The sequence below is a fragment of the Paludisphaera rhizosphaerae genome, from assembly GCF_011065895.1.
In the GTDB taxonomy this organism is placed as follows: Bacteria; Planctomycetota; Planctomycetia; order Isosphaerales; family Isosphaeraceae; genus Paludisphaera; species Paludisphaera rhizosphaerae.
In genome coordinates, this window is sequence record NZ_JAALCR010000020.1 from 39,070 (window position 1) to 51,463 (window position 12,394).

Consider the following 12,394-nt stretch of genomic DNA (forward strand, 5'->3'; position numbering starts at 1 on the left):
GATCGGCGGAGGAAGCTGGGGAGCGTGCCCGCGTCGAGATGATGACGCAACCGGCTGAGATGTGGTGGTGTCGGCTCAACGGCGTGCGTACGCGGATCTTCGGCGTCGTGGACCCCTACGGAAACAAGTCGTGGTCCATGGACGCACAGACGGTCGACGTGCCTCCCGTCTGTGATTCGCCGTTCGCGTGCAGCGTGCTGCGTGAGGGCGAACGCCTCCCGTTCTCCGGACGCTGGGGATGGGTGACTTTCAACGGCGTCAAGCGTCAGGTTTACGGCCGGATCGTCAACGGCCGCTTTACGTGGGACTGGCATCATCAACGCGTCGTGGGGTGGGAGTATGGACCCGAAGATCCTCAAGGCGATCCCGGAATCGGAGGTTCAAGCAAATTGCCGGGCGTACCTGGAAGCTCACGGCTGCCGAGTCGAACGCCGGAACACGGGCATGATGTTGCTCACGGACGAGAACACGGGAAAGACCCGGCGATTTAAGGCCGGGGAGGAAGGGGCTGCGGACCTGTTCGGCGTCTTCCCCAACGGTCGACACTTTGAGCTTGAGATCAAGCGATACGGCAAGCGGCCAAGGCTTGAACAGGTTCGATGGCTCCGCGACGCGAACCGCTGGGCACCGGCGTTCTGGGTCGACGAGGTCAAGGCTTTGGAGCGGATCTTTCCGGAGTTGCTTGCCGGCGGCGTCGTTGAGTATCTGCCTGACGAGTGGATGTTCAGCGTCGAGTACAAGCTGCCGGACGGATCGACGTATCGCGATTTGATCCGGGAGAGGGGCGGCGACTTCGACATTGACGTTTCCAGGGTGAGGTAGCGACATGGCGTACAAGCCAGGCAAGCGGTCGGGATGGGGTCGGATTGCCGACGAGCGGGTTCATCAGCTCGATATCGGTTACGACGCCTGCGGCGACGATCGGTACACGTGCGACGAGTTGGTGCGGGCGGCAGACTGCTATCTGAACGCGGAAGGGCCAGACGCTCCCATGCCCGGTTCATGGCCGTGGTCATGGGAGACGTGGAACCCGCAGGATCGAATCAGCAACTTGGCCAGGGCCGGGGCCTTGATCGCTGCTGAGATCGACCGGCGGCAACGGGCCGAGCCTGAAGGCAGTGAATAGGGGAGATGGCGGCATGGCGACGACTTACGAGGTGCATGTGGCGATGTCGGATGGCCAGTCGATCCGACATCGCTATACCGAGGAACGCAAGGCGGCTGCGGCGTTGATGACGTTCCTCAACGCCGGGTTTGTGGCGGAAGCCTATTCCGTGGAACGCACGCTCTTGGTTCCGTTCAAGAGCTATACATGCGACGTTGCGTTGGTGCCGTGGACGCCGGGGTTGGCTTTCGCTGGGGAAGGGGGGAGAGATGGCGACGGTTCCCGGATTGGCGATCCTGCCGTGTCCCAACCCGGACTGTAGGCACTGGCGATGCCGGGTTCGCGGGCTCGCGTTCTATGAGATGTGGGCGCGGTGCGGCAGATGCGGAATGGAAGGGCCGCATTGCCATGGAGACGAGGCGACGCCTAGGCATGCGGCTTCCGCGTGGAATCGGCTTCCACGCAACCCGTCGCCGGGCGACTTACTCTGAAAGGCGGTGACTCGTGCTGGTGTGGTTCTACCTCGCGATGGTGTCGGGCTCGATGGCTCTGGGCTACGATCCTGCGGCCGTGTTTGGTGCGGCCGGTCTCGCGGCCGGCGTGCAATTCATGATGCTGTTCGGGCACTGGTACTTTGTCGGGCCTCCCACGACCTGGGACGACGGCGACCGCTGGGAGCTTGGGCCGGGGGAGGGGGTGGGCAATGGCCAGTGACTGGACGGAGCGCAGACTACAGAACCTCATCGCGACGCGGTTCCTGAAGACCGGCAGCCTGTGCGTCCCCAATTGCGGAGTGTGGGGCTGGGAATCGGATCTCGTGCGGGTGTCGCCTTCATACCTGGCCAGCGAGTATGAAATCAAGGTGACGCGGAAGGACTTCCACCGGGATTCGGAGAAGCTGGAGCGCGTGGCCGCTCTCTCGAATCCGGAGGGGCGGAAGCGTGTCGAGGGGCTGACGCCGTCGCGGTTCTGGTATGCCACCCCTCGCGACATGGTCAAGCCGGAGGAAGTGCCGGCGTACGCTGGTCTGATACAGCCGTCGAAGTCGGGGCGGCGTCTCGACATCATCGTGCCGGCTCCGCTGCTGCACAGGAACAAGCTCGACGCCGCACGTCTGCTGTTCCTTACGCGTGGGGTGGCGTTCCGGTATTGGGATCAGCGTCGAGCGGAAGCGATTCGCTGACGACTGGTATAAACGTGGGTTCGTGTGCGCCGAAGGAGAGACACCATGAGCGACGCCAGAACGAAGCCCGACAACACGCCGACGTTCCAGGCTCATCCCGTGAGGGCAGAGGATGCCATGCCGTCTATGACGGTGAACTACGTGCGGCCAGAGGCTATGGCCAATGCCGAGAAGCTGAGGCCGCACGCGGGCATCGCCGTTGTCGACTCAATTCCCATGAAGGTGGACCGCATGCCACGCGGTCCAAGCCGGCCGGATTGGGTGGCTCCCTACTTGCCTCCGGTCAAGGCGATGGACGCGAACCTGACCGCAGGGCTTATGGCTGCCGTGAGGCTCTCGGACGCCGTCAGACGCAGAGCAAGGCTCGACTACGTCAGGGAGTGCGAGAGAAGCTTAGACGACGTCATAGGACGACTGACGACAGAGGATGCGAACTGCGTGCTGTCCTTCCTGGTAGGGCTCAACGACATCGTCAGCTACCCGGCACCACCCCAACTGCCGTAAGTGCATGCACTCAGATAGGTGCGTGGGTGCACAAGCCATGCATGCACGCACAGTATGTTGTAGGTGCATGCATGCAGACCGCTTCACCAAGGGCGACCATGTTTTCGGACGGCAAATCGACCCCAAAAAGCGACAAGGATCCCACCAATGAAGAAAGCATCACAATTCGCAGATGAGCGGATTATCGAGGAGAAGCGACGGGATGGGTTAGTCCGCACGGAGGAGGTCAGCATGAAAGCTGTCGACGCGGACACTCGTTTTCAGGCTCGCGTGGAACACTTGGACCTGGGCCATGTCGCCTACCTGGAGAGCGTAGTTCGCGACGGCCGCGAGTTGACGCCGATCTCCCTGTTTGATCTAGGGAAAGCCAAGATGGTTATCGGCGACGGCATTCACCGGCATGATGCCTATCGCAGGGCTGGAAGGCCCAGCATTCCGGCCATGGTGATCCATGGCACGGAACAGGATGCATTGGAGTTTGCGGCTGCCGCGAACCAGCGAGCCAGCTTAAGACGTAAGCGGGAGGATATCCGCAAGGCTGCGTTCATGCTGTTCGGCAATGGGTGGCTTAACAGGACGACAGGAGTGATAGCAGATCACATCGGAACCACTCCGGGGTCGGTTCTCAAATGGCGAGCCGAATACGCAAGCCAGACTGGAGAGGCGATCCCCGATGTGGTCGAAGGTTTCAACGGCATGCAGCGAAAGACGTCGAACACCAAGAAAAAGGCAAATATCAACTTCGGGAGCGTCAGCGCCTTTAAGGCGTTCCTGGCTCCATACGGGATTGCGATCGACACGGTGAACAGCGGCTATCTCTTAAAGTTCCCGATCTACCACGCGTGCGGAATCGCCTTCGTGCCGGTTCGCGTTACAGACGGAACATGTGAGGTATCGCCATGGGTGGCGGCGGTGGGAAACGCGATTCTCGCCAGGTTGTATTGGAACGCTAGCCGGGTGATTGCGATAGTCCCTGATGATGTCGAACCGCATCCAGAACTAGCGAAGCTTACAGGACGCGCCGGCGTTGAGTTCATGACGGCTCACGCGTTAGCCATGGAGTTGGCGGCAGCCAAGGTGCACGCCAGATCGAGGGAGTAACGACAACGGCTCGTGAGGTGCGGTCCTGAAAGCACGGCTCCCCGATGATTCATTTTTGAATCATCGGGGAGCCGTGCCGCTTATCTCGATGCACTGGAAAAACGTCCGCACGCTTGGTATAAACCTATATACGTGGACGACAACGACTTGCATTGCGGGAATGCGAGTCTCCCGGACGCGGTGACCCCATAGGGTAGAAATCATGTTCGTGAACGCGAATGGTGAGGGCGTCATGCCCCTGCGGCCAGTGGAGTTCAAAGACGATGAGGCGATAGAGAGGGCGAGGGATCTGATGATGTTGGCGTTGAGCCGCAAGCGGATACCGCTGCGAGTCATCGCCAGAATCTTCGGCGTCTCCAAGTCAACGGCCGGCGAACGCATCCGGGCGATCCCGGAGAAAGCGAGGGCACACTATGCCGCGCGATCGCTGGTCTGATCTCGACATCATCCTGGGGTACGGGTTTGTGCCCCTGTTTCCGATCGACTCGTTCACGCCGTTGAGCGGATGTCCGCACAAACGGCCGATCGATGAGGACTCGGCGTTCGTGTGCATGGTCTGTAGCGGCAGCGGCGTCGACAAGCACCCTGTAATGAAGATGCGGGCGACCGACCCGCAACCAGATACACCTGCGATCCCCGTAGCTTCGGCGTCGTCTGCGGATGACGTCGAAGGCGACCGGCCGGCAGCGTCCCCGTCCGCTCCGGCCGGTCGCGGTAAATCCAAGTCTCCAACCCGACGCGAGAAGCGAGCGGCCAAGTACGGCCGTAAACCAGCGGAGGTGTAGACGTGTTCGCTCGAATCCTGTTCATGCTGGCGACCGTCGCCGCGACGGCTCTGCCGGCGTGGGCAGGAACCGAGGTCTGGACGAATGAGCCTGTCTACCAGGGCGTGAAGGCGAACGCTCCGATACCGACCTGGCAGCACATTCTCAACGAAGGCGGCATCGACAGGGCCGGTCTGTGCGTCATCGCCAGCAACACGGCCAACGGTCTGTATCAGGACGTTCCCGAGTTCCGCGACGGCAAGGGCTCGGCGGTATGGAAGCTGGCGAAGTCGCGAGAGGGCGGCTACTACCCGGAGAAGCTGGAAAAGCTGTTCCGGGATGCGGGGCTGAAAACGGCATGGTTCCAGGCTGAGGGCGACGCCAAGAGCCTGTGCGCCGTCATCGAGAAGTACAACGCCGCTGGGCTGCCGGTCGGCGTCACGATGAACTACGGCGAGAAGTACGGGCAGGCGATTCACCACATGGTGTCGCTGATCCACATCGATAAATCGCTTGTCTGCATCGTCGACAACAACTTTCCCGGTCAATACATGTGGATTAGCCGAGCCGAATTCGAGCGGCGGCTTATCGACGGTCCAACGGGCTGGGTTGTGGCGTTGCTCTGGGTGAAGACGGCCGTCAAGTGGGCTGTGATTGCGGCGGCATTGGTTATCGCTGCCGGCGGTGCGGCGCTCATGTTCGCTGCCGTCGTGGCGTTCGTTGGCCTTGCGTTGAGGCGCGAGCTATGAAGACGTGGCTAATAGCTGCGGGGGGCGGTTACATGTTGGGCTTGAGCGTCGGCGTTCTCGCGGTTGTGCTGGCGTCTCAGGTTGCCGAGCCTTCGGCTTCCGTGCCTCCGGCTCCCGTCGAGACGAAGGCGGAGGTTTACCGGACGTTCGACGTCAACGGCTTCAAGGTGCCGTTTCTCGGCGTTGAGACGTCGGACAAGTTAGGGCCGATCTTCCGGTGGGACCCCGCTAGGCAACGATACAACTGCACGTCGCCGATCATGGGCACGTGCCCCACCGGAGCCGACCGGTTCAAGAAGCTGTACGCGGTCAAGATCAACGGTGCGACGGCTCACGTCGTCGGCTGGGTTCACGCTGACGGCTCGTTCAACTGGTGTTGGGATGACCAGGATTCCAAGCTCGTGCCAGGCCGTGGCGCGACGATCAACCCGGCTGGAGCCATGGCCAACGGCGTGGACGTCGACAAGCTCGACGGTCCCGGAACCGTGAGGGCCTCAGATCCCGAGACAGCGGCCGACGTCCGCATCGCAATGGAAGCCGGCAACCCAGCGTCGCCGACTTCGGCACAGTGTGGGCCATCGGATGACGCATCCTGCATTAGGGCTCCAGACGTTCCGACGTCTGGGGTGTCGCTCTGGCTGGTATTCGGCGTCATCGCCGCACTCGCCGTCGTGTTCGGCGTTCCAGCGTTTTTCGCGATCGTCGCCTTTGTCATCTGGTTGATGAGGCGAAAGGCGAAAACATGAGCTTCGAGTACATCGTCTTGATCGCGGCCGTCGTCTTCTCTGTCGGCTGCCTGGGCGTGCTATGCCTCGCGACCGCGTTTCTCGCGTGGTCCATCTTCCGGCCGCGTGCGGCGTCGTCCCCGCAACCGGCGACCGCACCGGCCGGAACGTCGCCGATGGAGGCGTCGACGGAGGAAGCAACCGCCGCTCTCTTGCTGGCTGCCTACCAGTCGGCGAAACGGGGCTCAGAAGCCAAGGCATCTCGCGACCTGGCCGTTGACATGCACGCGGCTGAGGCTGAGACGGTCAAAGCGAGCATGGGCCAGACGCTAGGCCCAAAAGGCGGCAGCGTCGGATAACGAGAGTCCGACGCTCGAATACGTGGTTCATATTGACACCCAAGCAACCGTCTGAGGGCAAAGCCGATGAGGTACGTTAAAGGGCCGACGTTCGGGGTTCCGGCGATCATTCCGCCCGTGAATCAAGACGGCAAGACCGACGTCGAGCCGGAACCGTTTTGGGACGACAACGCGCGTCAGCTTACGGTTGTGACGCCGAAGTACGATCCCGAAAAGGAGACGGCTCCGGCTCAGGCTCTCGTCTTCCTGATCCTTCCCGGCAGCGCTCTGTTGAAGGCGTCGGCCGACGACATCGTCAACGCCACGCTGCCGCGCACGACGACGGACATCAACAGCGATCCGGCCGGCGGCGTCACCGTGCCGCTGCCGCTGCCTCCCTATGACGAGAAGCTGGCGTACGTGGGTCAGCTCGTCTACGGCTACCAGGACACGGACGTAGCCTAAACCGCCTACAGCGTCTTTCCGTGCCTCTGACTCCGGCTCCCGGTTCCGGCTAATTGCCGGCAGGGCTTGGCTCCTCCCTGGGGAGGCTGGGAGCCGGAGTCAGGGGCATGGACAAGACGCCGCAGTTTCGAGTCGGGGCCGACCCCGACCTAGTGTTCCGACCGATCCAGCGGCGACCGCTGACGGACGCGGGAAGGATCAAGCGGAAGAAGTTTTACAACTCGGCTGCGTGGCAGCGATGCCGCAGGCTGAAACTTCTACGCGATCCGATGTGCGCAAGCTGTGCGAAAGAGGGGAGGCACGTTGCCGCCGCTCACGTTCACCACATGATCGACCTGGCGGATGCCCCTGAACTCGCACTCACGTACTCCAATCTTGAGTCGCTCTGCCATCCGTGCCACTCACGCGAGACGCTCAAGAGGCTGAGGGAAGAACGCCATGAGCGTGATAGCTTGCCGGGTATACGCTGACCGAATCGAGATGGCTGCGGATTCGATTCTCGTTTCCGGCTGGTCTCAGCGGACGGACGCCAAGCACACGAAGCTTGTGAAGGTTCGTGACGTCGTCGTCGGATCGTGCGGTCTCGCTTCCGAATCCGGGTTGATGCAACTGTTCCTCATGACGCATCGACCAAAGTTCGCGGACGTTGACTCCGTTCTGGAGTTCATGGGCGAGTTCGCGACCTGGAAAGGGAAACGTATCAACGATTCGACAACGACGAATCAATATATTCTTGCGTTCGACGGCAAGGCGTTCGTCACGCAAGAGTACTTCGTTGATGAGGTCGTCAACTACTACGCGATCGGGGCTGGGCAGGATTTCGCTACGGCTGTCCTTCACTTGGGTGGGAACCCGAGCGACGCCGTAGACACCGCCATAGCGTTGTCGGTGTTCTGTGCGGCTCCAAGGGTCAATCTAACTGTGGGGAAGTAGACGCATGCAGGTGTACAACGTCGCTGCCATCGCTCACGTGTTCGCGGTCGTCGCCGGGATCATCTTCGCACTCGTGGTTCTGTGGCGGATACGGGACATCGAGCGGAGCGTTAAGCAGATCGCGGATAACGGAAACGCAACCTGGGTTCGGCTCGTCGGCGTCAACCAGCGGCTACGCAACATCGACGGCCGGTTTGTCAGCGTGAGCCGGTATCTCGACGCGATCCGGGAATTCTTGCTGACTGACGCAAAACGCGTCGACGTCGGGCATGTGTTCTGGGCTCAAGGCGACGGCGACGGGTTCGTGGGCGCGGCCTGCTACTGCGACGGCAAGGATATCCGGTTCGTGGGCGTGCATCGCGATCGGGCGTTGTCGCCGCAGGAAATCGAGTTCGTCAACGCCAACGATCAACGCATCTGGAACGTGCTCAAGTGGAAGCTGGCGACCCGAGAAACCTCGGTCGTCTGCTTTGACGAACTGATGGCGGCTGTGGAGGGCTCCGACGATGCCAGCGAGGGGGAGGAAACCGAAGAGGAAGACGGGAGCAAGCAACCGGCCGTTCAGCGGTGTTGACGCCGTAGGCGCTCCACCCAAACCGGCGATCATCGCTGACGACGTAGACGCGTCGGGGGAATGGGACCGGGTTTGCCAACTGCTGACGGACAATCAGGTGTTGAGCCCGGCTGATCTCGGCATCCTCGTGGCCTACTGCTCGGCTTACTCGACGGTGGCGCGGTGTCGACGCGAACTCGCGTTTGAACCGATGCTTGTTCACAACTCCAAGACTGGAGCCATCAAGACGCATCCGCTCTACAACACGTTGAGCGCGGCCGAAGGGGCTCTAGCACGCTACGCGGGTGTTCTCGGGCTGACGCCTGCGGATCGTGGGAGGGTCGAAGCTCTGGATAATTCCGATGCGGAGGCATCCAAGCTCGACAAGCTCAATGCAGCAACCGCGAAGGCTCGACATAGCGTCGTTCGATCCGTTCCGCTGCAAGGCTGACGATCTGGCGGCAGCGGACGGGTACATCTGGGACCCGTCCGTTGCCCTGGGCGTCCAGAACTGGATAGAGAACCTTTGCAAGCTCAGAGTAGGTGACTGGCGTGGTCAGAATATCACGTTGCAATGGTGGCAACAGGACTGGATCTGGAGGTTGTACGGCTGGGTTCACAAGGATACCGGACTTCGCCGCTTCCTTGAAGGCTACCTAGAGGTCGCGAAGAAGAACGGTAAGACGCCTCTGGTCGCTGCCCAAAGCCTGTATCACCTGCTCGGCGACGGCGAACCCGCACCCGAAGTATACATTAACGCGTGCTCGCGCGAGCAGGCCGGCATTCTTTACCGAGACGCTTCCGTCATGGTGAAGATGGAGCCGGAGTTTAACGGCCGACTGGAGCTTGTGTCGTCGAGCAAGCGGATCGTCGACGAAGACGCGGACGGCTTTCTAGTCGCAAACTCATTCGAGAGCGAGAACAAAGACGGCGTGCAGTCGTCGTTCACCATCTTCGACGAACTCCACCGGCAACCGAACGACGAACTGTGGAACGTCTTCCAGTACGCTGGCGACTCGCGATCACAGCCGTTGCTCGTGTCCATCACGACGGCAGGCAGCGACATCACCAGCGTTTGCGGCCGGCAGCATGAACGGGCTCTAGCTCTGGAGACGGGTGCGAACCGGGAAACGCAGTTTCTGGGCGTCGTCTACGCGTCCCGAGACAAGAATCCCGACATCAACGATCGCAAGGTGTGGTATGCCGCAAACCCGTCGATGGGCGTCATCATCGATGAAGCGAAGTTCGCCAAGCAGGTGGAATCGGTCCAGAACCAGGGACCTGCGGCCGTAGCCAACTTCAAGCGATTGAAGCTGAACCTATGGACCAACGAAGATAAGAAATTTATCAACCTGGCCAAATGGAACATTCAGCCGGCGCGTAGGACGCTTGAAGAGATCGCCGAAGCCGGAGACGTCTGGGCTGCTGGGCTCGACATGGCGATTAAGACCGACCTTAACGCCTACGTGCGAGTGACGGGGAATCTTGTCAAAGGCATCGACGTATTCACCAAGGTTTGGATACCCGAGGATACGGCGATACGGCGATCGAGGGAGGAAAACCTTCCGTACATGGAGTACGCGGACAGAGGATTCGTGGAGCTTGTTCCCGGCAGCGTCATGAATCCGCAGATCGTGCAGGATTTCATCGAGGAAGAACACGCCAAATTCCGGCTCAAGTACGTGCTCTCCGACCATGTGAATACGGGTGCGATGGCTCCGTATCTGGTCAAACGCGGCGTTCCATTCCAGCACCTGAAGCCGAGCAACTTCTACCACAACTTTCCCACCAAAACGGTGGAGTCGCTGTACCTCCAAAACAAGCTGAGACACGGCGACGACCCCATGTTGGCTTACTGCGCCGGCAACGCGTGCGTCGACATCGACGATCGCAACGACAACATGCGGTTGGTCAAGGGCAAGTCGACGGCTCGCATCGACGCGATGATTGCTCTCGTCTCGGCAGTCGCCGGGCTGCTGCGTGCTATCGGGCTCGACGGCTTCGGCGGCGACGCTGCGAAGAAACCGCCGCGCCCCGATGTCGCGAATCAACTGATTTGGATCTGAGGTGGGTAAATGGCAACCGCACTCCCTCGCAAGCGTCTGACGACGCCGAATCGGCTGCGCGCAGATGGCGGCGTCATCGACCTGCGGAAGATCCGAAACGACTTGTACGGCTGGTCTGAGGGCATCCCCGACGCTCCGAAGGTCAACGTATGGGGAATGATGGGGCTGTCGGCGGCTCGGCGTTGCATCGAGGCGATAGCCGGCGACCTGGCGTCGCTGCCGCTGAATCTCGTTAAGGTGCGAGACGACGACTCGATAGTTCACATGAAGCGGCACGCGCTCTATGACTTGTTCCGCTGGTCTCCCGATGGCGGCTTGTCGACGCCGAGCGGTTTCCGCCGGTCGCTGCTGGCCAACACGCTGGCTTGGGGCAACGGCTATGCGGAGATAGCGAAGGCGAACGACAAGACCTATCTCCGCATCCTGGAGCCGGCGTTTACCTCTATCGACTTCGGCGAGAACGGAAGCTGGTTCTACAGCTCTCCGGCCGGTCGCTTGCCCGGATACAACGTCGTTCACGTCGCGGGTCTGGGCTCCAACGGCTTCCAAGGCTTCTCGCCGGTCAAGACGCATCCGGTTGCCCTAGGGCTGACGGTGACGGCGGAACGCTTCGGCTCGGCGTTCCTGGCTAATGGGGCCTTTCCGAGCGGCTATATCAAGGCTGACGCCGCACTCGGCGACGATACCGAGGCGTATGTCCGCCTACGCGACGCGTTCATCGCCAGGCATGCAGAGGGCACGCACAAGGCCGGTCGCGTCGGCGTTCTGCCTCCCGGCTTCGACTTCACCAAGGCCAGCGTTGATCCCGAAGTAGCGCAATTCCTGGAGACGCGGCTTTTTCAGATCCTCGAAATCTGCCGCATCTTCGGAGTGCCTCCGTACCGCGTCATGCAGTACGAGAACATGCACTACTCGACGGTGGAAGCCGTCAAGGCCGAGTTCGCGACCACGACGCTGATGCCGTGGTCGATCGTCTTTGAAGAGTCGTTGAATCTTCGGCTGCTGACTGAGGCCGAAGTCGCCAAGGGATTGACGTTCAAGCATGACTTTACGGCGTTTCTCAAGGCCGACACTCAGGGCCGGGCGCTGATGATTCGCACGATGTACGACTGCGACGCGCTCGTGCCGAACGAGATTCGGGCCGGCGAGAACTACGGGCCAATTGATGGCGGCGACAAGGTCAAGAGTGCGACGGCTGCCGCTGCCAACGCGGCCAAATCACCAGCGTTGCCGGCTCCGGCTCCGGAGCCTGCGGCAGACGCCCAACCACCGGAGGCGCAAGCGTGAGCAACACGGTTCGGCGTCGCAATCAAGATGCGGCGTTGCTCCAGTATCGAGCGGCAGAGGGCGAAAGCACCAAGCCGCAATTCCGGGGCTACGCCGTCGTCTTCAATGAGTGGACAACGCTTCTCTCCTACCGCAATTGGGAGATTCGCGAGGTCATCCGACCTGGAGCCTTCCGCAACGCTCTGGCCGCGTCTCAGGACGTTCGGGCGCTGATCAACCACGATTCCACCCTTGTTCTCGGCCGTACGCGTGCCGGGACTCTCAGGCTGCGAGAAGACGACAAGGGCCTGGCCGTCGAGATCGACCCGCCGAATACGCAGCCGGCTCGTGACATCGCCGTGAGCATGGAGCGCGGCGACGTCAATCAAATGTCGTTCGCCTTCCTGCCGCGTAAGGGCGGTGAAGTCACCACCATCCGCATGGTGGACGACGTTGAAGTCACGGAAATCGAGATCGTCGACGCCGACTTGTTCGACGTTGCGGTGGTGACGTACCCGGCCTATGAGGGGACGTCGATTGGTGTGCGAGGCCGGGACATCGAGGAAGCGGCAGCGGCTGCCAAGCGCCGTTGGCTGGCTGAACGCCTCGCGAAGCTGGACAGCTTGAACAAGCGTTGACCGG

19 protein-coding genes are annotated in these 12,394 nt (G+C 61.3%); all 19 read left to right on the forward strand.

Annotated features, from left to right (window positions below; all coding sequences use genetic code 11):
* The first annotated feature begins 339 nt into the window (after positions 1-339).
* Positions 340-822, forward strand: a complete 483-nt coding sequence (locus tag G5C50_RS22930) for a hypothetical protein (RefSeq protein WP_165073292.1) — start codon at positions 340-342, stop codon at positions 820-822.
* 4 nt (positions 823-826) lie between these two features.
* The gene (locus G5C50_RS22935; RefSeq protein ID WP_165073293.1) at positions 827-1,126 is read left to right on the forward strand and encodes a hypothetical protein; all 300 of its coding nucleotides are present in this window, start codon (positions 827-829) and stop codon (positions 1,124-1,126) included.
* Positions 1,127-1,139: 13 nt separating this feature from the next.
* The gene (locus G5C50_RS22940; protein WP_165073294.1) at positions 1,140-1,427 is read left to right on the forward strand and encodes a hypothetical protein; all 288 of its coding nucleotides are present in this window, start codon (positions 1,140-1,142) and stop codon (positions 1,425-1,427) included.
* 182 nt (positions 1,428-1,609) lie between these two features.
* Positions 1,610-1,819, forward strand: a complete 210-nt coding sequence (locus G5C50_RS22945) for a hypothetical protein (protein ID WP_165073295.1) — start codon at positions 1,610-1,612, stop codon at positions 1,817-1,819.
* Positions 1,809-2,288 carry a hypothetical protein gene (locus G5C50_RS22950; protein WP_165073296.1) on the forward strand — a complete coding sequence of 160 codons (480 nt, stop codon included), beginning with the start codon at positions 1,809-1,811 and terminating at the stop codon, positions 2,286-2,288. Before G5C50_RS22945 ends, G5C50_RS22950 begins: the two co-directional genes overlap by 11 nt.
* A gap of 45 nt (positions 2,289-2,333) precedes the next feature.
* A complete protein-coding gene (locus tag G5C50_RS22955) occupies positions 2,334-2,792 on the forward strand; it encodes a hypothetical protein (RefSeq protein WP_165073297.1) in 459 nt (152 codons plus the stop codon).
* Between the two features lie 147 nt (positions 2,793-2,939).
* Positions 2,940-3,893: a ParB N-terminal domain-containing protein gene (locus tag G5C50_RS22960; protein ID WP_165073298.1), complete on the forward strand. Its 954-nt coding sequence runs from the start codon at positions 2,940-2,942 to the stop codon at positions 3,891-3,893.
* Between the two features lie 202 nt (positions 3,894-4,095).
* Positions 4,096-4,329: a helix-turn-helix domain-containing protein gene (locus tag G5C50_RS22965; protein WP_165073299.1), complete on the forward strand. Its 234-nt coding sequence runs from the start codon at positions 4,096-4,098 to the stop codon at positions 4,327-4,329.
* Positions 4,330-4,680: 351 nt separating this feature from the next.
* On the forward strand, positions 4,681-5,406 hold the full coding sequence (locus G5C50_RS22970) for a hypothetical protein (protein ID WP_165073300.1): 726 nt from the start codon (positions 4,681-4,683) through the stop codon (positions 5,404-5,406).
* Positions 5,407-5,438: 32 nt separating this feature from the next.
* Positions 5,439-6,152, forward strand: a complete 714-nt coding sequence (locus G5C50_RS22975) for a hypothetical protein (RefSeq protein WP_165073301.1) — start codon at positions 5,439-5,441, stop codon at positions 6,150-6,152.
* The gene (locus G5C50_RS22980) at positions 6,149-6,490 is read left to right on the forward strand and encodes a hypothetical protein (RefSeq protein WP_165073302.1); all 342 of its coding nucleotides are present in this window, start codon (positions 6,149-6,151) and stop codon (positions 6,488-6,490) included. The genes G5C50_RS22975 and G5C50_RS22980 overlap by 4 nt, the downstream gene beginning before the upstream one ends.
* Positions 6,491-6,556: 66 nt before the next feature.
* A complete protein-coding gene (locus G5C50_RS22985; RefSeq protein ID WP_165073303.1) occupies positions 6,557-6,934 on the forward strand; it encodes a hypothetical protein in 378 nt (125 codons plus the stop codon).
* Between the two features lie 269 nt (positions 6,935-7,203).
* Positions 7,204-7,404 carry an HNH endonuclease gene (locus G5C50_RS33305; protein ID WP_407673585.1) on the forward strand — a complete coding sequence of 67 codons (201 nt, stop codon included), beginning with the start codon at positions 7,204-7,206 and terminating at the stop codon, positions 7,402-7,404.
* Positions 7,373-7,867, forward strand: a complete 495-nt coding sequence (locus G5C50_RS22995; RefSeq protein ID WP_165073305.1) for a hypothetical protein — start codon at positions 7,373-7,375, stop codon at positions 7,865-7,867. Before G5C50_RS33305 ends, G5C50_RS22995 begins: the two co-directional genes overlap by 32 nt.
* Positions 7,868-7,871: 4 nt before the next feature.
* Complete coding sequence (locus G5C50_RS23000) at positions 7,872-8,441, forward strand: hypothetical protein (RefSeq protein WP_165073306.1); 570 nt, start codon at positions 7,872-7,874, stop codon at positions 8,439-8,441.
* A complete protein-coding gene (locus G5C50_RS23005; protein WP_165073307.1) occupies positions 8,374-8,871 on the forward strand; it encodes a phage terminase small subunit P27 family in 498 nt (165 codons plus the stop codon). The genes G5C50_RS23000 and G5C50_RS23005 overlap by 68 nt, the downstream gene beginning before the upstream one ends.
* The gene (locus G5C50_RS23010; protein WP_165073308.1) at positions 8,813-10,486 is read left to right on the forward strand and encodes a terminase large subunit; all 1,674 of its coding nucleotides are present in this window, start codon (positions 8,813-8,815) and stop codon (positions 10,484-10,486) included. The genes G5C50_RS23005 and G5C50_RS23010 overlap by 59 nt, the downstream gene beginning before the upstream one ends.
* Positions 10,487-10,495: 9 nt before the next feature.
* Entirely contained in the window at positions 10,496-11,773 is a 1,278-nt protein-coding gene (locus G5C50_RS23015) for a phage portal protein (RefSeq protein ID WP_165073309.1), read from the forward strand.
* Entirely contained in the window at positions 11,770-12,390 is a 621-nt protein-coding gene (locus G5C50_RS23020) for an HK97 family phage prohead protease (protein WP_165073310.1), read from the forward strand. Before G5C50_RS23015 ends, G5C50_RS23020 begins: the two co-directional genes overlap by 4 nt.
* The last annotated feature ends 4 nt before the right edge of the window (positions 12,391-12,394 follow it).

Coding starts and splice junctions, on each gene's coding strand:
- G5C50_RS22930 (WP_165073292.1), top strand. CDS start 340: ATGGACCCGAAGATCCTCAAGGCGATCCCGGAATCGGAGGTTCAAGCA.
- G5C50_RS22935 (WP_165073293.1), top strand. CDS start 827: ATGGCGTACAAGCCAGGCAAGCGGTCGGGATGGGGTCGGATTGCCGAC.
- G5C50_RS22940 (WP_165073294.1), top strand. CDS start 1,140: ATGGCGACGACTTACGAGGTGCATGTGGCGATGTCGGATGGCCAGTCG.
- G5C50_RS22950 (WP_165073296.1), top strand. CDS start 1,809: ATGGCCAGTGACTGGACGGAGCGCAGACTACAGAACCTCATCGCGACG.
- G5C50_RS22955 (WP_165073297.1), top strand. CDS start 2,334: ATGAGCGACGCCAGAACGAAGCCCGACAACACGCCGACGTTCCAGGCT.
- G5C50_RS22960 (WP_165073298.1), top strand. CDS start 2,940: ATGAAGAAAGCATCACAATTCGCAGATGAGCGGATTATCGAGGAGAAG.
- G5C50_RS22965 (WP_165073299.1), top strand. CDS start 4,096: ATGTTCGTGAACGCGAATGGTGAGGGCGTCATGCCCCTGCGGCCAGTG.
- G5C50_RS22975 (WP_165073301.1), top strand. CDS start 5,439: ATGTTGGGCTTGAGCGTCGGCGTTCTCGCGGTTGTGCTGGCGTCTCAG.
- G5C50_RS22980 (WP_165073302.1), top strand. CDS start 6,149: ATGAGCTTCGAGTACATCGTCTTGATCGCGGCCGTCGTCTTCTCTGTC.
- G5C50_RS22985 (WP_165073303.1), top strand. CDS start 6,557: ATGAGGTACGTTAAAGGGCCGACGTTCGGGGTTCCGGCGATCATTCCG.
- G5C50_RS33305 (WP_407673585.1), top strand. CDS start 7,204: ATGTGCGCAAGCTGTGCGAAAGAGGGGAGGCACGTTGCCGCCGCTCAC.
- G5C50_RS22995 (WP_165073305.1), top strand. CDS start 7,373: ATGAGCGTGATAGCTTGCCGGGTATACGCTGACCGAATCGAGATGGCT.
- G5C50_RS23000 (WP_165073306.1), top strand. CDS start 7,872: ATGCAGGTGTACAACGTCGCTGCCATCGCTCACGTGTTCGCGGTCGTC.
- G5C50_RS23005 (WP_165073307.1), top strand. CDS start 8,374: ATGCCAGCGAGGGGGAGGAAACCGAAGAGGAAGACGGGAGCAAGCAAC.
- G5C50_RS23010 (WP_165073308.1), top strand. CDS start 8,813: ATGCAGCAACCGCGAAGGCTCGACATAGCGTCGTTCGATCCGTTCCGC.
- G5C50_RS23015 (WP_165073309.1), top strand. CDS start 10,496: ATGGCAACCGCACTCCCTCGCAAGCGTCTGACGACGCCGAATCGGCTG.